General features: G+C 44.9%; 20 protein-coding genes and 1 riboswitch. Of the genes, 14 read left to right on the plus strand and 6 right to left on the minus strand.

Annotated features, from left to right (window positions below; genetic code table 11):
* Nucleotides 1–55: 55 nt before the first annotated feature.
* Nucleotides 56–337: a transposase gene (locus tag GA520_RS17745; RefSeq protein ID WP_163337757.1), complete on the minus strand. Its 282-nt coding sequence runs from the start codon at nucleotides 335–337 to the stop codon at nucleotides 56–58.
* Between GA520_RS17745 and GA520_RS17750 the strand changes: the two genes are divergently transcribed.
* From GA520_RS17750 to GA520_RS17770, 5 genes are all read left to right on the plus strand, one after another.
* On the plus strand, nucleotides 291–407 hold the full coding sequence (locus GA520_RS17750) for a transposase (RefSeq protein WP_240910126.1): 117 nt from the start codon (nucleotides 291–293) through the stop codon (nucleotides 405–407). The two genes, GA520_RS17745 and GA520_RS17750, sit on opposite strands and share 47 nt — an antisense overlap.
* A gap of 768 nt (nucleotides 408–1,175) precedes the next feature.
* Nucleotides 1,176–1,802 (plus strand): DUF2238 domain-containing protein, encoded by a 627-nt coding sequence (locus tag GA520_RS17755; RefSeq protein ID WP_163337896.1) that lies wholly within the window; start codon nucleotides 1,176–1,178, stop codon nucleotides 1,800–1,802.
* Nucleotides 1,803–1,888: 86 nt separating this feature from the next.
* Complete coding sequence (locus GA520_RS17760) at nucleotides 1,889–2,299, plus strand: DUF6144 family protein (protein WP_163337758.1); 411 nt, start codon at nucleotides 1,889–1,891, stop codon at nucleotides 2,297–2,299.
* Between the two features lie 84 nt (nucleotides 2,300–2,383).
* Nucleotides 2,384–2,671: a cytochrome c gene (locus tag GA520_RS17765; protein ID WP_163337759.1), complete on the plus strand. Its 288-nt coding sequence runs from the start codon at nucleotides 2,384–2,386 to the stop codon at nucleotides 2,669–2,671.
* A gap of 251 nt (nucleotides 2,672–2,922) precedes the next feature.
* Complete coding sequence (locus tag GA520_RS17770) at nucleotides 2,923–3,315, plus strand: hypothetical protein (protein ID WP_163337760.1); 393 nt, start codon at nucleotides 2,923–2,925, stop codon at nucleotides 3,313–3,315.
* Between the two features lie 406 nt (nucleotides 3,316–3,721).
* Here the strand turns inward: GA520_RS17770 and GA520_RS27235 are convergent, their stop codons facing one another.
* A complete protein-coding gene (locus GA520_RS27235) occupies nucleotides 3,722–3,991 on the minus strand; it encodes a group II intron maturase-specific domain-containing protein (RefSeq protein WP_163337897.1) in 270 nt (89 codons plus the stop codon).
* A gap of 342 nt (nucleotides 3,992–4,333) precedes the next feature.
* Between GA520_RS27235 and GA520_RS17775 the strand changes: the two genes are divergently transcribed.
* From GA520_RS17775 to GA520_RS17810, 8 genes are all read left to right on the plus strand, one after another.
* Entirely contained in the window at nucleotides 4,334–4,552 is a 219-nt protein-coding gene (locus GA520_RS17775) for a DUF1653 domain-containing protein (RefSeq protein ID WP_163337898.1), read from the plus strand.
* A gap of 60 nt (nucleotides 4,553–4,612) precedes the next feature.
* Complete coding sequence (locus tag GA520_RS17780) at nucleotides 4,613–4,879, plus strand: VF530 family DNA-binding protein (RefSeq protein WP_163337761.1); 267 nt, start codon at nucleotides 4,613–4,615, stop codon at nucleotides 4,877–4,879.
* 997 nt (nucleotides 4,880–5,876) lie between these two features.
* A complete protein-coding gene (locus tag GA520_RS17785; protein WP_163337762.1) occupies nucleotides 5,877–6,758 on the plus strand; it encodes an alpha/beta fold hydrolase in 882 nt (293 codons plus the stop codon).
* Nucleotides 6,759–6,968: 210 nt separating this feature from the next.
* Nucleotides 6,969–7,922 carry a GNAT family N-acetyltransferase gene (locus tag GA520_RS17790; protein ID WP_163337763.1) on the plus strand — a complete coding sequence of 318 codons (954 nt, stop codon included), beginning with the start codon at nucleotides 6,969–6,971 and terminating at the stop codon, nucleotides 7,920–7,922.
* Nucleotides 7,923–7,950: 28 nt separating this feature from the next.
* Nucleotides 7,951–8,247 (plus strand): helix-hairpin-helix domain-containing protein, encoded by a 297-nt coding sequence (locus tag GA520_RS17795; RefSeq protein WP_163337764.1) that lies wholly within the window; start codon nucleotides 7,951–7,953, stop codon nucleotides 8,245–8,247.
* Between the two features lie 345 nt (nucleotides 8,248–8,592).
* A complete protein-coding gene (locus GA520_RS17800) occupies nucleotides 8,593–9,087 on the plus strand; it encodes an RNA methyltransferase (protein ID WP_163337765.1) in 495 nt (164 codons plus the stop codon).
* Nucleotides 9,088–9,156: 69 nt separating this feature from the next.
* Entirely contained in the window at nucleotides 9,157–9,624 is a 468-nt protein-coding gene (gene ybaK, locus GA520_RS17805; RefSeq protein WP_163337766.1) for a Cys-tRNA(Pro) deacylase, read from the plus strand.
* A gap of 49 nt (nucleotides 9,625–9,673) precedes the next feature.
* A complete protein-coding gene (locus tag GA520_RS17810; protein WP_163337767.1) occupies nucleotides 9,674–10,015 on the plus strand; it encodes a zinc ribbon domain-containing protein YjdM in 342 nt (113 codons plus the stop codon).
* A 100-nt stretch (nucleotides 10,016–10,115) separates the two neighbouring features.
* Here GA520_RS17810 and GA520_RS17815 read toward each other — a convergent pair whose 3' ends face one another.
* Both GA520_RS17815 and GA520_RS17820 read right to left on the minus strand, forming a co-directional pair.
* Entirely contained in the window at nucleotides 10,116–12,983 is a 2,868-nt protein-coding gene (locus GA520_RS17815; RefSeq protein WP_163337768.1) for an EAL domain-containing protein, read from the minus strand.
* Nucleotides 12,984–12,994: 11 nt separating this feature from the next.
* Nucleotides 12,995–14,635 carry a FecR domain-containing protein gene (locus GA520_RS17820; RefSeq protein ID WP_163337769.1) on the minus strand — a complete coding sequence of 547 codons (1,641 nt, stop codon included), beginning with the start codon at nucleotides 14,633–14,635 and terminating at the stop codon, nucleotides 12,995–12,997.
* A 398-nt stretch (nucleotides 14,636–15,033) separates the two neighbouring features.
* Here GA520_RS17820 and GA520_RS17825 point away from each other — a divergent pair, with 398 nt between their 5' ends.
* Nucleotides 15,034–17,151, plus strand: coding sequence for a cation:proton antiporter (locus GA520_RS17825; RefSeq protein ID WP_163337770.1), 2,118 nt, complete (start codon nucleotides 15,034–15,036; stop codon nucleotides 17,149–17,151).
* Nucleotides 17,152–17,216: 65 nt separating this feature from the next.
* Here GA520_RS17825 and ribB read toward each other — a convergent pair whose 3' ends face one another.
* Nucleotides 17,217–17,867 (minus strand): 3,4-dihydroxy-2-butanone-4-phosphate synthase, encoded by a 651-nt coding sequence (ribB, locus tag GA520_RS17830; protein WP_163337771.1) that lies wholly within the window; start codon nucleotides 17,865–17,867, stop codon nucleotides 17,217–17,219.
* 181 nt (nucleotides 17,868–18,048) lie between these two features.
* A riboswitch (FMN riboswitch) is annotated at nucleotides 18,049–18,196 on the minus strand.
* A 189-nt stretch (nucleotides 18,197–18,385) separates the two neighbouring features.
* Entirely contained in the window at nucleotides 18,386–19,291 is a 906-nt protein-coding gene (locus GA520_RS17835; RefSeq protein ID WP_163337772.1) for a DUF808 domain-containing protein, read from the minus strand.
* Between the last annotated feature and the right edge of the window lie 23 nt (nucleotides 19,292–19,314).

Here is a 19,314-nt window from a genome sequence, read left to right on the forward strand (position 1 = left end):
TTTTGGCCTATAGCCATTGATATCAATCACCACGGTATCAGGGAGGTACTGTTGACTATCTATCTTTTTCAGCCAACTCCAGTTGCCTCTTCCTATCCCCACGCATCCGATTACTGTACCAGCCATCAATGACAAAGAAATTACCACTTTCAAGAAACAGCCCGTCTGCCACCATGGCGTGCAGATGCGGATGCCAACAGGCATAGTCACCAAAGATCTGGATGGCAACAACGATGCCTGGTATGCGGCTGGCTGTTGGGGAACCACCATTTGCCCATATTCGGTCGACTATGGGCCTTGATCGGTTCAGTCTGCGTGGAAAGAAGAAAGTCAGCACACAGTGGAACCTGTTCTGCGTTGTTCATAACTTGAAAAAGGTTCATACATATGGAGCAGTGGCAAGTTGATAAGATAAAAGAGGAGCGAGGTGTCTCCCAGTATACTCATACAAAGCACTAGAGAGCAAAATGAAATATTAGATTGGCCAACGGTAACTAAGATCTGGCTATACATTTTAATGATTTTTTGTTTCTACTCTTTCTTTTTAAGAACTCTACTGTATGGAATTTTAGGGAATTATTTGTGATTAACGACTTAGAAGAGATGACTGATTACATCATTAGAAACATAAATAGTATCTTTGAAATTCGCGTGAACCAGGAAATATAATTATTTCGAGATCATATTTACACACAAGAGAAAATGAAAATATTAATATAAATTAATGTTTAAAAACGTATGATCGCCCGGCAAGATGCCATAGTTGAAATAAAAAACAAAATACTTTTCATCAATAATGTTGCACAATCTGGGAACTACATCTATCATACTGCTATGAATATATACAATTCAAACAGTAGTCCACGAGATAATTTTAGGCCTATCACAGTTCCGAAAAATTATTTTTCGTTCTTGGAGAAAACAGAGATAATAGTGCCGATAGTTGATTTTGGGGTTTTGTAAGTAATGATACTTCAAAAGGTAAAGTGATTTCGATTTATTGGTCCCGGGATTTGCAACACCCTCTTTTTACGAGAGATAGGTGGCAATCTATTCGTTGGGTTCCTATTGGTAAACATATAGAATGATCTGCAAATTTAACATTACCAATCCATCACCACTGACGCGGGCACCGCGTCAGTGGTGTCCATATTACATTTTTAGGAGTATTGAAAATTAAGTACCTTTGGATAATTGTCTTTACAGCTGTTTTAGTTTGGTCTGGCATAGCCCCCAAAGATCAATTTACTTGGTTTCTTGAGGTTGTGCCTGCAGTCCTTGGCGGAGGTTTATTAGCAGCGTCCTATAAAGCATTCAGGCTTACCTCAATATTGTATTTTTTCATACTATTGCATTGTGTTGTACTGATGATCGGGGGACATTATACCTATGCAGAAGTCCCGTTATTTGATGGTCTATTTGGCTCGGAAAGGAATAACTACGACAAAGTAGGTCACTTCTTCCAAGGCTTTGTTCCTGCGCTCCTAGCTAGGGAAATATTAATACGTAAAGATGTCGTAAACGGAGACATCTGGCGTAATATTTTCATTGTTTCTATTTGCCTAGCATTCAGTGCTTTCTATGAGCTTATCGAGTGGTGGGTAGCTTTGGCAACGGGTGAAGATGCTGAGGCTTTCCTTGGAACTCAGGGTTATATCTGGGATACTCAATCGGACATGGGATTAGCTCTTATTGGCGCTATATGTTCGCTGCTCGTACTATCTAAACCACACAATAAACAACTAAAAAATTGTAGAACAGCAGAATTTGCTATTCGAAAAACTAATAGCAACCATAAATGACAAATACTAACAAATACATAATGAATCACTCAACCGTGCTCGCTGAAGCTCGCCGGTTATATCCATGGTATACCTGAGAGATAATAATGGAACATTGGATCAACGAATTATTGATTAATTTAGATTCGTCTGTGGATGAGAAAACAAAGCAAGATATTATGGAAAAATGTGGCCCTAAATGCCCATTCAGCCATTTGCCCAATGATGAATTGATTAAACTAAGAAATGAATCAGAAACAGAAAAAGATTTTTTAGAAAAACTATCTGTTAGATGGAGACTCAAACAAGAAGATAACGAATATTATGTGGTTTTTGACAAATGCTATTGCCCATTAATGCAAAATGCTTTGGAGAACGCATCAAAATCTATGTGCTACTGCACATTAGGAAGCTTAAAACATAAATTTGAAATCAGTTTAGGACGTAAGGTTGAAGTAGAAATGCTAAAAACGGTCTTAGCTGGTGATCAGGAATGTAGATTTAAAATAAAGGTATAACCAGCCAATAAACGCGGACCCGCAACCAGCGCGCAAACAGGTAATCATAACGTTAGCAGAACAAGATATACGATCGGTAATATTATGAAACTACATACATTATTCACACTTTTACCAACTCTGCTATTCCAAAACCTCTGTTTCGCACATAGTTGGATGGCTCCAGAAATTGAAGCACAAAAAAGTAATCCTATTCCAATTTCAACAGAATCGGTACAACAGGGTCAAGCCCTTTTTGCCGAACTATGTGGATCTTGTCATGGCACTAATGCAGCTGGCATGTCGAAAGAAGAAACAGGTCTCAATAAAGACACGCCGAATTTACCAACAAGACTTAAGACACATACTGATGGTGACTTTCATTGGGAATGACTAAATGGCAAAAGTGATATTCCATCATTTAAAGAAGAACAATCTGAAAATGAAACTTGGAATATTGTTAATTTCATAAAATCATTAATAAAGAAATAAAACTACTAACCAGCCGTTTCACCTCGCTCGCTACGCTCTCTGGACTCACTGAAGCTCGCCAGTGCACTTTCTGTCATGATTCCAAAAACATGAAATTGTATCTAATTCTAACAGTATTCATAGTCGCTCTATTTAGCCCATCGGTAGCTTTGGTGAATGATTTAGATAAAGACATATGGGAGCACTGGCCTGTTATAGAATATGCAAAAGTTTCATCGAGGAATGCAAAGCATAAAGTTTATCTAAGCCCTAGAAATAATAATAGTTTAATTTATCCCGGGTGCATCTCAATAATGAGAAATACTAAGGAAATCTTTATTCCAAATTGCTATTTCAAAAAACAAGGTGGGAAACTATATGGTGACTCCGGGGCATTACATAGAAGAAAAAATGGTTCTGTTACTGGTGTTGCCTGGGATGATCCGAAAACCGAAATTTCTCTATACTCAGCAATTATGCGTAGACCAAAATTTGGCCCAAACACAGTTGTTTTCTGGGAACGAAATGAATGGATAAAAATTGAACAACTACCAGATATTAAATAAAAATAATATCGGGACAGGGAGGCCATTACTGACAGCCCCTCCCACACCACTTGGCATACGGACCGCGTACCAAGACGGTTCGGCTGATCAAAACATGAGATGGACTCCAGGAAGGAATGGCTATAGGATCCTTCGTAAGTAAGCATTCGGTAGCGCAGTAATTACCCATTTAACCTGATCCACATCTTCTTGACAGACACTAAAACCTGTTCTTTCAACCATTCGTTCAACATCCCTGTCTGTGTTGCAAAGGATCTCGTAAGATGCCAAGAGCTCTTCCGACTCCGTGCGGATAGTATGGATTGTCGTTTATTGGTTCCGAGTTTCAGGAAGTTCCTAACTTTGGTACGGACATATCGCCACTGTTTCCAATAGCACATCCGCAACCTGCGGTGTATCCTCTCATCTATCCTGGGAGAGGGCTGGAGTACTCTGCAATGCCAAAGTAGTTTGTCCATCCTCGAAGATACTGCCCAAGTTTTACCATCCTATAATCCGTTAAGACCCGCCAGCTGCGACCGGTGAGTTCCCGGATACGTCTCTTAAACTTTTGAAACGACCTGTCGCTCCAACGTATTGTACCGCGTTTGGTGGTAAAGCCGAGAAATGCGCTTTTCTCGACATGAACTACCCTGAAATCTGCGCTTATCTGCTTTTCTGGTCGTTGACAAGTAATTTGAGTTTCGGTTCCAGATCGTACCGAGTCGACGTCATTTACCGTATCTCCTGATCCTGGGGCTTAAGCATGTTTGGTTGTCTTCCCCAGAGACTCAGCCTTATATGACATTTCTTTTCGTCGACCCACATCGTTACACTTAGACTTCCTCCAAACACAACCTCACAGTAATGCTCTTGCCATCGGTTACTGATTCATGTTACGCCTATGACTTAACATGGGATCACACACAGAAGACTTTACCCCCACTTTTTAAGGCCCATGCCGGGCGCACACCAACCCTTCCACTGGGCCCTCAAACAGCGCGGGCCTGTGAATTCAACGTTATCTTTTATTAAAAAAATGTCAGATATTAAACCTGGTATTTACAAACATTATAAAAGTAAGAAATATAAAGTTATTTGCCAAGCAACACACTCGGAAACAAGAGAAGAGGTTGTTGTATACCAATGTTTATATGGTGACCACAGCATGTGGATACGGCCGAAACGAATGTTCACTGAATTGATTGAAGTTGAGGGTAAAAAAATCCCAAGGTTTGAGTTTATCTCAGAAATTTAAGTTTCTTTATTATCTCGACCTCACTTGAGGTACGATCCATATCATTTAAAAAATGAGCTTATGACAAAAAAGAAGAGCTCCAAAGGGAAAGACCCTTTGCATGGAGTAACGCTAAAAAACATGCTAGAAGACTTAGTAGAATACCATGGTTTTCCCTACCTTGCTGATAAAGTAAAAATTAAAGTATTTAGTGTGAATCCAACTTTTAATACTAGTTTAAAATTCCTTCGTAAAACCCCTTGGGCAAGAGAGAAAATTGAAAAACTCTATACCTATCACTTTGTGATCCGGAAAGAAAAGGAGAAACCTCGGAAAAATGCACAATAGTTATGGAAACAGACAATCAAAAAATATATGCAAAAAAATGCTGCTGGACCAGACCGCAGTTTTTCATTGTTAAGGAACAGCAAATATGTCTGGTATTCAAGATATTGTTTGTATATAACATATTGTCACGAACGGCTTCCTTCTTCTAATACCAATTTTCATATAAAATCTTGTGTTTGCTTCAAAGCTGCCACCTGCATACCAACCACAAAATTTCAACAATGATATACCATTATTCACCAGATATGGAGAAAAGATATTCCGTTCAATAATTTTCATATCACCTATTTTTTTTCAAAATTGGAAGTTGATTAAATATGGGAAAAATTAAAATATAATATAGAACAATCAAGTTTCACAACTGCAGTTATCAGAGCACAACATCCACTAATAGGTAACAACATAAAAACAGGCAAAGGGTATGGTTTTGTGTATTCAAAACTACAAGATGGCAGCTGGCAACATAAATCACAATAGTATATCACGGCGTTTCACGCCTACTTGCTGAAACTCGCCGATGCACTTCACCCCATTGATCTGAAATGACAATATGACGGATTTAACTTTATATTTACGCCCACTAATTGGCGCATTGACTGGTATATTATTATTCGCTTTCAGCGACAAAGTTGCTCTTTTTTTACAAAGATCAATCGAAAAACTCCCAAAGTATGAAAAGAACATGTTCAAAGATTCATCAGTTCGACCAATTTATATTAAAATAATTGGAATATTTTACTTTTGTCTTGGCTTCTACGGTTTATTGGCTAGACTAAATTATAGTTAAATGGAAATATATCTTCAATAACATAAAACAATATACCCGGCCTTCAACAGGCCCCGCGTGCTATTCGATGTTTATTAAGACCGAGATAATTCAAATATATATTATTGATCTAAAACCATGCACCAGAAGCTCCAAAGAACCATATCTCAACAATGTATTTAAAAACGATTAGTTGGTAAGAACTCCTACACATAAGGAGCGACAAAGATAATGTTGAAATTCATTCAGGCGGGAGTTCTTAACGTCGCCTATTTTGATCACGGCCCTTCAAAAGGCGATATTGTGTTGCTCCTTCACGGCTTTCCATATGATGTGCATGCTTTTAATGTGGTTAAAGATATATTAGTATCAAAGGGTTGCCGCATTATCATCCCCTATCTGCGTGGGTATGGACCCACACAGTTTTTATCAGCAGATACACCACGATCGGGCCAACAGGCCGTCCTCGCTCATGATGTTCTTGCATTCATGGATGCACTCAAGATTACGAGAGCCGTACTTGCAGGGTATGACTGGGGTGGGCGTGCCGCATGTATATTGGCGGCTCTCTGGCCAGATCGCGTGAGCGGCCTTGTTTCGGTAGGGGGATATAACATTCATGACATTCCTGGCTCGTTGAAACCACAGAAACCAGAAGATGAATACCGGTTTTGGTATCAATACTATTTCCACTCTGAGAGGGGGAGGAGAGGGTTATTCGAGAACCGCCGCGAACTTTGCAAACTCCTTTGGCGACTGTGGTCACCCACCTGGGACTTTTCTGACCAAGACTTCAACCAGACCGCTATTTCATTTGACAATGCAGACTTTGTGGATGTAGTGATTCATTCGTACCGGCATCGCTATGGCCTGGTTCCTGGCGACTCATCAGTCGAAGAAACCGAGCTACGTCTTACTCAACTGCCCAAAATAGCTGTGCCTTCCATAACACTTGATGGGCTTGACGATGGTGTTCTCCCCTCAGGTGGTTCGGCGGGACATCGACACTTCTTCACCAGTCAATATAATCATCGGGAGATTCCCGGCGTTGGCCACAATCTCCCACAGGAGGCGCCGGGCGAGTTCGCCAAAGCTGTGCTCTCCTTTATGTGAGTGAAAATATCAAGGTCAGATAAAAGCCAGGTGGCAGATCTTGCTTTATGCCACAGCAAATAAAGACATCGAAATTATCGATAAGAAAGAGAAGCCCAAGCGCCACAAAAAAGATGCTTCCGCTGAATTGCTAATGAGTAATTGAATCAGGTCGTCGAATAGCAGCATAAACTAGAATTGCCTAACAATAGGCCAGAAAGATTATAGACTATGGACATTAAACCTTTCAAAGGTGAACACATTAGCGATGCCAGCGTACTCTTTCGAAAAGGATATGCGAAGCTAAGGTCTCGATTTCCCTATTTGCCAGACAAGGTCGAGAAAACTGAATGGATTACAGAAAAACTGTCGGGGATTGTAGAAAAACATCCGGGTTTCGTAGCAATACGAGCAAATGAAGTTGTTGGTTATATGATTGGCTACCCGGTAATCCAAGAGCTGAAGGGATCACAAACTGGCGCTTATGTGCCAGAATGGGGCAATGCCACTGCTCGTGAAAATAGTGAGGACATCTGCACTAGTTTGTACAGGGCAATTTCTGAATCATGGATAGACGTGCGCAGTTATAATCACATCATCTCATTTCTGGTGAACGAGAATATAATTGAGACGATGTCATTATTAGGTTTTGGAATGCAGGTGATTGATGCCGGAAGAAATCTATCTCAACCAAGGATTGAAACGAAGCCTGATGTCGTGATTGAGATTGGGACAGAAAAGCACATCTATCAACTACAAGAAATCGACCACCTGATCAATGTGCACCTGGAAGCGGCCCCATGTTTCCTGAAGCGATGCAATGAAATCAAAGATGCGGGCGACATCAGAAAAGATTTTTTTTCTCAGGATGTAATTACTGTTGTAGCAACGAAAGGAGACAAGGTCGTTTCATGTATTCGAGGAAGAATGCACCACGGAAATACCGCTTTGTTACATCATAAAAATGTTTTCGGAATAAACTTCGGATATACACGACAAGAATATCGAAACAGCAAAATAGCCACCGCTGTATTGTCTAAAGCAATCGAAGTGGCATCAGGTGATGGTGCCTCCATGTGTAGTGTTGACTTTGAGCCTCAGAACGTTGCAGCTCGATATTTCTGGTTAAGCCACTTTTCACCAATCATTTACTCTTTTATTCGAAAGGTAGATGATAGAATATAAGATTTTCAAATAATAGGGCAGCTGGGTGATGAATCCACAGAAAGTAGTAAGAAACCAAGTGACAACACTTACTGATTTACCAAATATCGGTAAAAAAATGGAAAAAGATCTCCAAATAATAGGGATACACCATCCTTTACAACTGAAGGGCAAATCTCCTTATGAAATGTTTGATGAGCTCTGTATAAAGACCGGCAAAAAACATGACCCCTGCGTGATAGATGTATTTATTTCTGTGACAAGATTTATGGATGGAGAGGCTCCCCAGCCTTGGTGGAAATACACAAGGGTAAGGAAAGAGTATTTACACAATGAAAACGTATAACCTGTAGTATGAGAGGACGCGAAAGTCCTCGACTTTTGCTGCGGAGGAACAGGAAGAACCATAAATGATTATCAGCCTCACTGAGGCTTTTAGATCTTCAGACAACCAGGTACGCGTTTGGCTGATGAGCCATTTTTCGCCAATCAGAAGATGGTGCCTTGCACACACCAAATGTCATGTTCAGAAAATTAGAGACTCTTGAAAAAAAATTGACAAAGGAACGGATGCCATAATTCCCGCATTACGTTATGTTCTCGCTGGCATATTACTATGAATCCACAGCTCGATCATACATTAAGACAAATCATCTAATACTATAAAAATTAAACATTTAGATTCATTCGCATGGCACGAGTAAAGAAGATAAAGAAAGACAATGGATTCTACGGAATAGGAATCATCAACAATAGTAATGAATTAAACATCGGCACCCTCTGGAGATCCGCTTACATACTGGGAGCCAGCTTTATTTTCACCATCGATAAAAAGTACAAACCCCAAAGCAGTGACATCACAGCCGCCTGGACGAAAATCCCACTATATCATTACAACACTTTTAGTGACTTTAAAGATCATTTGCCATTTTCAACAAAGATTGTTGGGGTAGAGATGGGTGAACTATCCATCTCTTTAGGTATGTTCCAACATCCCGCCTCAGCAGTTTATCTTCTAGGGAATGAGCAATGCGGATTACAAACGAATATCACCCAGCAGTGCCATTCACTCATCAAATTGCCTGGTGATTTTTCCTTAAATGTTGCCGTCGCCGGGAGTATTGTAATGTATGATCGAATTACTAAAGAATGTTCAGTCAGCCATCCTCAATCATTGAATGCCTGAGCCGGTAATGAGGAGTGCTTTTCAGTCATCGTTTTGCAAGCCCAGCAGACATAAACTCAACAGGTACATATGACACCAGGTATTAATGCAGCAAAAAAAGCTAAAATTAAATTTGAGGTACACGAATATACTCATGATCCAAACAACGAATCATTTGGAGATGAAGCTGCCGAAAAACTGGGCGTGCCGGAAGATCAGGTTTTTAAAACATTAGTGGTCGCCTATGCAGATAGAAAACTTGCGGTAGCCGTCGTTCCAGTCTCCTCAATGCTACACCTCAAACGTCTGGCCAAAGCATTACAAGTAAAAAAAGCCAGCATGGCTCAGGCGACAGATGTTGAGCGGACAACCGGCTATGTTCTAGGTGGTGTCAGCCCTCTTGGTCAGAAAAAAAAACTTCCAACTGTCATTGACTCTTCCGCCATGGAACATCCAACGATATTTGTCAGTGCGGGTCGTCGTGGGCTAAGCATTCAACTGGCCCCACAAGATCTATTGTCTCTTACCAAGGGACAATTTGAAGATATAAGCACGTAAATGACATCCAATCATTTCAAACAAAGATTAATTACAAAAGGATAAATCCATGACAGACCTCCCCGCTTGCGACCAATGTGGTTCAGAATATACCTATGACGATGGAACGTTGTTCGTTTGCCCCGAATGCGGCTATGAATGGTCAAAAACTGTAACTGCCGAAGAAGAAAGTACTGAAAAAGCTATTACCGACGCCAATGGAAATACCCTTAAAGATGGTGATAACATCACTGTTATAAAAAACCTGAAGGTTAAAGGTTCTTCCGTCGTGGTCAAAGTAGGAACCAAAGTCAAAAATATCAGGCTGGTTGATGGCGATCACGATATAGACTGTAAGATTGATGGAATTGGTGCAATGAAACTCAAATCGGAGTTTGTAAAAAAGGTGTAAACTACCTCTGCAGGGCAATTCTCTATACAACTTGACCAGAAGGCTGTTTCGACTCGTGAAATAGCCGGTATAGATGTGCAGGAAACCTGGAGAATCCCCTCTAAATCGGACACTCTTCTCCTTTCCTGACCGGCTCACTGATATATTGCGATTTTCGTAACAGTTGTGTCATTTCGTCTGCAGGTAACGGGCTCGAATAATAATACCCCTGAATTATATCGCACCCGAGCTCTCTGAGTTTTTCCAGTTGCCGCCTGGTCTCAACACCCTCTGCCACGACAGTCAGGCCAAGCCCATGACCCATTGTAATTATTGTCTTAGCCAGACCTTCATCTTTTGGGTTACTATCGATTTCGTCAACAAACGATTTATCGATCTTGAGCTTATCCAGAGGAAATTTCTTGAGGTACGACAGTGATGAATACCCTGTACCAAAATCATCAATGGAGATAGTACCGCCCAGCGATTTAAACTTTCGCATGATATCTACAGATCTTTCAACATCCTGCATAATAAGGCTTTCAGTAATCTCAAGATCAAGGTTCTGAGGGTTTAAACCTGCTTGCTCAATTATGCCGCTCAACTGGCTTGAAAAATGCTCATCCCTGAAATGTCTGGGTGAGATATTTACCGCTATACACAACGGATCCTCCAATTCATCCTGCCAGAGTTTGGCCTGTATACAGGCAGTTTGCATGACCCACTCACTCAGGGGCAGGATAAGCCCACTTTCTTCTGCCACGGGGATAAAGGAAGCGGGGGAAATCACCTGCCTGTCAGCTTGTATCCAGCGCAGAAGCGCCTCGACACCAATTATCTTATTGTCCCTTATACGTACCTGGGGCTGATAATAGAGCTGCAGATCAGAACCACTTAAAGCAGAGCGAAGATCAGCCTCAAGCCGTAATTTTTTCTGAATAAGGTCGTTCATCTCATCAGAAAAAAACAGATAGTTGTTACGCCCACTCTTTTTCGCCTCATACATTGCGATATCAGCATGTTTCACCAGCTCATCCACCCCCGTACCATCTTTTGGATAGACACTGATACCAATACTACCGGTAATAAAGAACTCATTGCCGGCTACATGAAACGGAGGCTCAAGAAGGTGAATAAATTTATTGGCCACTGTTGCGGTAACACGTAGATCTGTCAGTTCTTCCAGCAGTATCACAAATTCATCTCCACCAAGTCGGGCAACGGTATCTCCACTCCTGCATGCCTCTTTCAGGCGTTTACCGACCATCTTCAGAAGGACATCACCACCAGAATGACCTAACTGATCATTCACCTTCTTAAAATTATCGAGATCGAGGAAAAGAATTGCCACCGATTTGCCGGCCCGATGGGCTCGGGTTATAGCCAGATGCAACCTGTCAAACAACAGTGAACGGTTAGGCAGGGCGGTGAGATGATCGTGTGTTGCCTGATAGGTTAATCTTTTGAGTGCCTGTTTTTTTTCTGTCACATCACTGATACCGAAAACTGCCCCAAGGGAATTACCCGCATCATCCATGAGAGGTCCGGCCGTCACCTGCACGATATGTTCATTGCCTGAGCGATCATAAAAAACGGCTTCTTCCTGCATGTGGATTATTTCCGATTTATCAATACATTCCCTGACGATTGTGCAGGGCTTCTCCCCTTCATTCTCTGTCAACACAGGAAAAATCTCGTTCACCCTTAAGCCGATAGCTTCTGCATTCCTGTATCCGGTCAGCTTTTCAGCTGCCGGGTTCAGGTACTCTATCAGACAATCAATATTGGTTGTAATGACGCCGTCACCTATTGAATGCAGCGTCACAAAGGCACGTTCCCTCTCCTTAAAGAGTTTTCTCAATAAACTTTCCAGCCGATCCCACATCCAGACAGGGTAACTCAACGCCACGGTAACAAGAACTGCTACAGGCGGAAACCAGACCTGCATCTTCACGAGTAGAAAAACGGTAATACACAAGGTAACAAAAAGACTCCCGCCCACAATTACCAGGAGAAATCGTTCAGAGAACAAGGTAAAAGTGAATAGAGGGATACTAATGAGCAAAGCCGCCAATAACATTGTACCAACTATACTCATTGGTACAATGGCCAACCTGTTTTCCAGGGTATCCAATAGATTTGCATTAATCTCAACCCCGGACATAGGGACAGACTCACCCGAAACCGGAGTCGGCAGAGCATCGCTGAGTCCGGAGGCTGTTGTTCCCACCAGAACATACTTTCCCCTTACTGCTCTCGGGTCAAATTCCGGCGCCATGAATTCCGCATAGGATAATTGCCTGAAGTGTCCTGGTTTACCTGCAAACGGGAGGAGTACCTCATAATCGCGTACCCAATTACCTGAAGCAGCCCCGGCAAGATTTTTGTTTCTCTTACCGGGCAGCCTTTGCACACTTTCCGGGGACCCAAACCGCAGCATTGACAGGGCAAAAGCGTCCCAGTTCGGGCTGCCAAGCCCTCCCCTTAAAAACGTCCGGCGCATGATTCCATCTGAATCCAGTTCAAAATCCACATGACCAAGGCCGGCTGTTCCTTGTCTGACCGACTCAATGGGTTCTGTCAGGTTCAGGCCCTTGCCGGCCCTATTCCATTCAGCAAAAACCGGCATAATAACACGACCACTTCGGGAAACAGCTTCGGCAAGCAAGATATCATCCTGGCCATTCCGTCGATCCGGCTCTGCAAAAATAATATCAAAACCGATTACCCCTGCCCCGCCTATCGACAACTTGTCTATCAGATCCGCATGAACCCGCCGTGGCCAGGGCCACTGCCCATACTGCGACAAACTCAGCTCATCAATAGCCAGGATGACAATGCTTTCGGATGGGGGTCTTGTAACCCTTGAGGAAATGGCGTCATAGACAAACCTGTCCATTCTCTGCAGTCCCTGGCTGTATGTTAGCAGGAGCCCCAGAAGGAGCAGAAATAGTCGCGGCAGAAGATTTCTCCGCCATGATTTTCCCAAATCGCGTTTTCTCATAACATAAAGAGCAACATGATTGCGCCAGGAATACTAAATGCCCAGGGTGATGGCGGCGGTGCAGGCACATGTACAGTCTGATACGGGCCGAACGGACCGGCAAAACCATCAGAATCGACAATGGCCACCCTGATATAATAGGTGCCCGGTTCAAAATGTTTTAGATTATACTGTGGTTCCCTGACCTTATCGTCGAAAAGCAGGTTTGTAAATTCAGGATCATGAGCTACCTGGCATGTAAAGCTCTGCCCCGGCTCGGCTTTACGCCAGCGAAAAGCCATCTCTTCAACATCCATTTCTGCATCAGACATGTCCGGGCTGGGTGGCGTGCGCCTGAACTTCTGCGGATCACTAAACGGCCCTGTTTTACCGTCACCGTCAACACTTGCCACCCGCCAGAAATAGACACCGGGAACAACCGCAATGTCGGGGGTATAGGTAGTGGAAGTAAGACCCTTTATATCAGCGACAGGTTTGCCAAAACTCTCATCGGCAGCAAGCTGAAACCAATATTGTTCGGCCTCTTGCGGTTCTGACCATTGAAACACCGCTACAGGCTGCTGAAGAACCGCATCGGCCACCGGCGCAACCTGCATGGGCGGTACAGGATGGGCCTGAACAACAAAGGAGTGGACAGAATACAGACCTTCCAGCCCCTTCCCATCGATACCGTGAACACGGAGGAAATAGGTATTATCCGGCAGATCGGGGCCCCACATGTTTGCAGACGGAAAGGCTTTATCGTACAAGAGAGTGAGAAAGTGTTTGTCTTTTGCAATCTGCAACCGGTACTGAACAGCCCCCTCAACCTTGCTCGGTTTCAAGAGAAACGGTACCCGCAGTACAGTATCAGGAAAACCTGACAGATCTGGAGCAGGCAGGAGCTTAACAGGGTCGAGCGGCCCCTTGTCAGGATAGGAAATCGTTCCGAACCCTTCAGGTACATTTTTTGATTCCCCAGAACCTGCGACACCGACAGCTCCGGTAAGTACTTCTGCCCGGGACTCCCCGGCTTTTTCCGCACTTATCCTGTATTCCGTACCCCGGACGGCTGCAATGGCGGAAGGTGTTGATATTTCAAACCGTGATCCCGGGCCACGATGAGGGATGACGTTGTTGTGAGATCGTCCCGACTCAAGGCGTACCTTGGTGTCGGCCATGCCTGTCGCACCATAGCTCACCAACCTCTCCATCTTCATCTCGGATTCTGCCTGAATCAAGACCTTCGAACCGTCTGTAAACTGCAGGGTTGCATTGCTCTCAGCAGCGGTGCGGATACTATCATTGTCCCAGAGAATCTTTCCCTTTACTGCTACAAGCTCGTGTCCGGTATTACGTTCGATAATCGTTGCTTCACCGGTCAATTCAATAATTGTGGCAACCGATGAACCATACTTGAGCCATTCCATAGGGAAGCGCAGTGTGGTACCCGGCGGAATATTATACGGGTCGGGAACGTTGTTCAACTCCACGAGATCTTTCCAATACCGCATGCTCTTAAGATGCTTTTTGGAAAGAATCCATAAATTGTCCCCCGGTTGGACGGTATAGACCCAATCCTTTGCCAGGGATGACACTGCAAAACCAAATGAAAGAAACAGAAGGAAGCCGGAAAAGATGATTTTAATTTTTCTCATAATCGTCCCTGTAATCTATTCACATGGTCTATTACATGTGAATTCTACAATCCGAACAATCACTTTGGAAAAGAAGAGGGGTGGATGAAAACTATACTAAAGTATCCACACTTCTCTTCTTCATTGCAAGAAAAGAGCAATAATTATTAAACACAATAATATAAAGAACATTTCTGACAAAAAGATAACGGTACCTCATTATCAATGAAATCACAGGAGCTTCACGGTAACTGCACAGACCGGTTTTATCCCAGGAGGGTTCTCAACACTTCTGGATATTGCAATTGCGAAAAAACGCCCCTGCTCCCTTTAAGATCGCAACCGTTTGACATCGTTTAACCTTCCCCTCTATACTTAATCAAGGGTACCTCGAAATACACCATCATCCCGGAGGTATTATGGTTACCTTATATATCGCCATACTGCTTGCCACAGGGCTTGGTATCAGCAAAATCTGTCAACGACTTCGATTACCTTCCGTATCTGGTTACATTTTTGCCGGGCTACTGCTTGGTCCTGCAGGCCTCGGCCTGGTAACCGGTGCACAGATTGGTCAGGATCTCGATCATTTCACCCAGATTGCTCTGATGCTCATCGCTTTTGGCATCGGCGAGCATATAGAGATAAAGAAACTCAGTAAATACGCACGAAGTCTGGCCTGGATAAGCTTTTGCGAAGCCGCCGGTGCCTTTACAGTTGTGTCCTCGGTGCTGTTTTTGACTATGCAGTCCACCGGATATGAGGTGATTGGCTGGACTTTTAAGGATTACCTGGTACTGGCACTTCTTCTCGGTTCCATCGGTATTGCCACCGCACCGGCCGCCACTCTGCTGGTTATTCGGGAGTTGAAGGCCAAAGGCCCACTCACCTCCACTCTTATGGCAATCGTTGCTATCGATGATGGTCTGGCTATCATGATCTTCGGTCTTGTGGTATCGATCGCCCACCAGGTACTGGGTCATGCCGGGGCTCCTCTATACATAACTGTAGGCTCGTCCCTGCTGGAGATATTCGGTTCTTTGCTGCTGGGTATATGCACCGCCGGCCTGTTCCTGCTTTTTCTTCATAGGCTAAAAGGGGACGGAGAGTTAATGACCGCTGGGCTCGCCACCCTGCTGCTCTGCGGCGAGGTCGCTTACTCTTTTCACCTCTCCCCTTTGCTGGCCGGAATGGCAGCAGGATTCACCCTGGTGAATAAGGAAGAAAAAGATGTTCGTATCTTTCGGGCGCTCAACAGTTTTGAACCACCCATCTATGTCCTTTTCTTTACACTCGCCGGCACCCACCTTGAATTTGAAGCCCTCCAGGCAGCTGGGCTCTTCGGGCTCATCTACTTTCTTTCTTCTATTTCCGGGAAAATGGCAGGTATTCAGGTGGGCGGCTTTATCGGCAAGGCTCCGGCGACTGTACGAAAATACCTTGGGTTTGCCATGCTGCCACAGGCTGGGGTGGCAATCGGGCTAATATTCCTGCTCTCCTCTGACCACCTTTTGTCTCCATACGAGCAGGTGATCACACCAATTGTCCTTGCCGGAGTTTTCATTTCGGAACTGATCGGTCCGATCGCCGCCCGCTTTGCCATCACACGTGCAGGAGAGATAGGGTCCGAACCTGTGAGTACGGCCCCTTTTTCACTTATCTTTCATGATGACGATAAAACAGAAGACCTGTTCTGCCCCCTGGAGAGGACTTTCCGTATCGTCCCCTGGGACTGGTTGAATCTGTCTATCCCGCATACCCCGCACGGTCACGTTATTTTTCACACGGTTGACCCGAGAACAGCCAGGGGGCTCGCCCGCATAGCCACTATACTCGCCTCCTGGTACCAGGCTTTACCGATGGCGGTCCGCATGTTGCCGCGGGATAACAAAATTCCCGACCATCTCTTTCACGACGAATATAAAGAAGTTCATTCGATGGGTTACAGCCTGGCGACCGAATTGGTGACCTGCCCGGATATCACCACCGGTATTGTCTCTGCCGCAGAATGCAACAATGCCAGGGCCATGGTATTGGCCTACCCTCTTGGTGATACGATTGCCGGTTTCCGTACCATCCTTTCTACCGTCTCGGCAGGGGTGAGCTGTCCTGTTACCGTGGTCCGCTTCTGGGGGGAGTTCCATACCGAAAGGATACTCATCCCGATTACTGATATCGATGAACTGGCAGGAATGGTGGAAATCATCTCTGCCTTGAACGCGATTGGAGAACATAAGCTCCACATTCTTTACCTGCTGCCTTCCACCGACAGCAGCAAGGAAGTAGATAAACAGGAGCAGCAACTCCAGGACTGGATGAAAGATAAAGCCCGTCACCTCACGGCACGGGTGGAACCAGTTATTACCCATTCCCGGCTCGACGAGATTAACCGGGCAGCCCGGGATACAGACATTATTATCATGCACGGCAAAAAAGCGGGCGGAATGGAGAAGTTCCTCTTCGGCTCACTGGTCGACTCTGTCTCCGTCAAGGTGCAGAAAACCTTGATAGTTATCTATAATACGGGAAATCCTTGACCCATAGAGTGCCTGCCAACCTCATTCACCTGATTCAGGGCGAGGATGGCAGGCTTGTTTGCAGATCAGGCCGCCATGGCCATTCCACTTCGATAGCGGACGAGATCTTCAACACTCAGCACAATCATGTCGTGCTTATTCGCAAAATCAACAATCTCCGGCAGGCGGGACATGGTTCCATCCGGATTGGTCAATTCACAGAGTACCCCCGCAGGCTCAAGACCGGCAAGCATCATCAGATCAACAGTCGCCTCCGTATGGCCCCGGCGACTCAGCACCCCGCCCTCTTCCGCCCGAAGCGGAAAAACATGGCCCGGATGACATAAATCCCCAGGCTTGCTGTCAACAGCTGATGCGGCACGTACCGTCGTTACCCGATCAACAGCGGACACACCGGTTGTTACACCTTCGCGAGCCTCGATTGAAATGGTAAATGCGGTCCCGTTTTTGCTGCTGTTATTGTCGACCATCGGAGGTAATCCCAGACTGTCGATCTTTTCACCGGTCAGGCAGAGGCAGACGATTCCGCTGCACTCCCTGATCATAAGCGCCATCTGACCGGCAGTAAGATGCTCACATGAATAGATGAGGTCACCTTCGTTTTCCCGGTCCTCGTCATCAACAACAAGAACACCGTCTCCCGCTTTCAAGGCTGCAAGAGCCGATTCAACCCGCTGTCGCGAGTCTCCAAACTGTGCCAGTAAAGACTGATTCATGGTAAATTCTCCTTTTGTTTACCAGAACCAGGGCATGTCCCGTTTTTCCCATGAAAAAGTGAAATACACCTCCGATACTCAACAATTCACAAGCTCATGAAAAATCAGGGAAAGAGGAATACAGAATGTATGCGCGACCGCGCACACAGACAGACAGCGAACGGGAGTTCCCGAGCTGTCTTTCTACCCTCTCTCATCCGGACTGTAACCGTCGGCTCTGGAATCTCACCAGATCTGCTTGACCCTATCGCTGTCGACAGGCGCTCGCGGGCTCTCCCGAAGTGGGAATCACCGCCGGTGGGGAATTTCGCCCCGCCCTGAGAATAGTTTGTGCTTACCGATCAAACACCACTTGATCAACAAACACGCCATAATATCTTAACCACCTCAACCGTATTAAAAATCTGAGGTCAGGTGACTCGCATTACTCTAATAGGGCCGTCTGTAAAGTCAAGAAAATCCACAGTACCCCTACACTATAATATCTGGGGATCTGTCAGATAGAGTCCCCCCGGCAATCAGTGCATTGAACCATCTTTCTCACTCTTTTTCTTCGCCTTTTTCGGTACCAACATCATTGCAGCGACCAATACCGCCCCCACCACAAACCCAACGATAAGATTGGCCAGAGAGGAGGGCATGAATTCCAGGGCATGATGCACGTAAGGGATATTGTGGGTAAACATACCCCCGCCGACCAGGAGCATGGCGATTGTACCTACTATTCCAAGTGACCGGATAACCCATGGGAGGGAAGCCACCAGTAGCGAACCTAGTCCTGCAACTGTCTTTGACATCACGCCCTGCATTGTTCCGGCCCAGTCGATCAGGAAAAAACCGGCGTCATCCATACGGACGACTACGGCAACCAGTCCATACACTCCTACCGTCGCCAGCAGGGCGATGATGCTGACCACCATGATCTGCAACATAAGTGAACTCTCTATCACTGTGCCCAGGGCGATCATTACAATTTCTATTGACAGGATAAAATCCGTCCGGATTGCCGATTTTATTTTCCCTTTTTCCCGCCTGAGCAGCTCCTTCTCATCGCTGATCTCTTCGGCAGCGGGTTTCTCATGGGAATCTCGATGAGCCAGGACATGATAAATTTTTTCAACCCCCTCATAACTGAGATAGGCACCACCAAAAAGAAGTATCGGTATGATCGTCCAAGGAGCATAGGCACTCAGCAAAAAAGCGAGCGGCAGGATAACAACTTTGTTAACAAACGACCCCTTGGTGATGGCCCAGAGAACAGGTAACTCCCGTGAGGCGCGAAAACCGGTGGCCTTCTCGGCATTGACAGCCAGGTCGTCCCCCAGGATCCCGGCTGTTTTCTTGGCTGCCACCTTGCTCATCACAGCGGCATCATCAAGCAACATGGCGATATCATCAAGTACCGCGAATAGTCCCCCGGTCATTGTTACCCTCTTATTTTTCAGTA

It is taken from the genome of Desulfopila sp. IMCC35008 (genome assembly GCF_010646885.2).
Lineage (GTDB): Bacteria > Desulfobacterota > Desulfobulbia > Desulfobulbales > Desulfocapsaceae > Desulfopila.

Bases quoted from the DNA above. Each gene is read 5' to 3' on its own strand.
- GA520_RS17750 (WP_240910126.1), top strand. From the start codon at position 291: ATGGGCCTTGATCGGTTCAGTCTGCGTGGAAAGAAGAAAGTCAGCACA.
- GA520_RS17760 (WP_163337758.1), top strand. From the start codon at position 1,889: ATGGAACATTGGATCAACGAATTATTGATTAATTTAGATTCGTCTGTG.
- GA520_RS17765 (WP_163337759.1), top strand. From the start codon at position 2,384: ATGAAACTACATACATTATTCACACTTTTACCAACTCTGCTATTCCAA.
- GA520_RS17775 (WP_163337898.1), top strand. From the start codon at position 4,334: ATGTCAGATATTAAACCTGGTATTTACAAACATTATAAAAGTAAGAAA.
- GA520_RS17780 (WP_163337761.1), top strand. From the start codon at position 4,613: ATGACAAAAAAGAAGAGCTCCAAAGGGAAAGACCCTTTGCATGGAGTA.
- GA520_RS17785 (WP_163337762.1), top strand. From the start codon at position 5,877: ATGTTGAAATTCATTCAGGCGGGAGTTCTTAACGTCGCCTATTTTGAT.
- GA520_RS17790 (WP_163337763.1), top strand. From the start codon at position 6,969: ATGGACATTAAACCTTTCAAAGGTGAACACATTAGCGATGCCAGCGTA.
- GA520_RS17795 (WP_163337764.1), top strand. From the start codon at position 7,951: ATGAATCCACAGAAAGTAGTAAGAAACCAAGTGACAACACTTACTGAT.
- GA520_RS17800 (WP_163337765.1), top strand. From the start codon at position 8,593: ATGGCACGAGTAAAGAAGATAAAGAAAGACAATGGATTCTACGGAATA.
- ybaK (WP_163337766.1), top strand. From the start codon at position 9,157: ATGACACCAGGTATTAATGCAGCAAAAAAAGCTAAAATTAAATTTGAG.
- GA520_RS17810 (WP_163337767.1), top strand. From the start codon at position 9,674: ATGACAGACCTCCCCGCTTGCGACCAATGTGGTTCAGAATATACCTAT.
- GA520_RS17820 (WP_163337769.1), bottom strand. From the start codon at position 14,635: ATGAGAAAAATTAAAATCATCTTTTCCGGCTTCCTTCTGTTTCTTTCA.
- GA520_RS17825 (WP_163337770.1), top strand. From the start codon at position 15,034: ATGGTTACCTTATATATCGCCATACTGCTTGCCACAGGGCTTGGTATC.
- ribB (WP_163337771.1), bottom strand. From the start codon at position 17,867: ATGAATCAGTCTTTACTGGCACAGTTTGGAGACTCGCGACAGCGGGTT.
- GA520_RS17835 (WP_163337772.1), bottom strand. From the start codon at position 19,291: ATGACCGGGGGACTATTCGCGGTACTTGATGATATCGCCATGTTGCTT.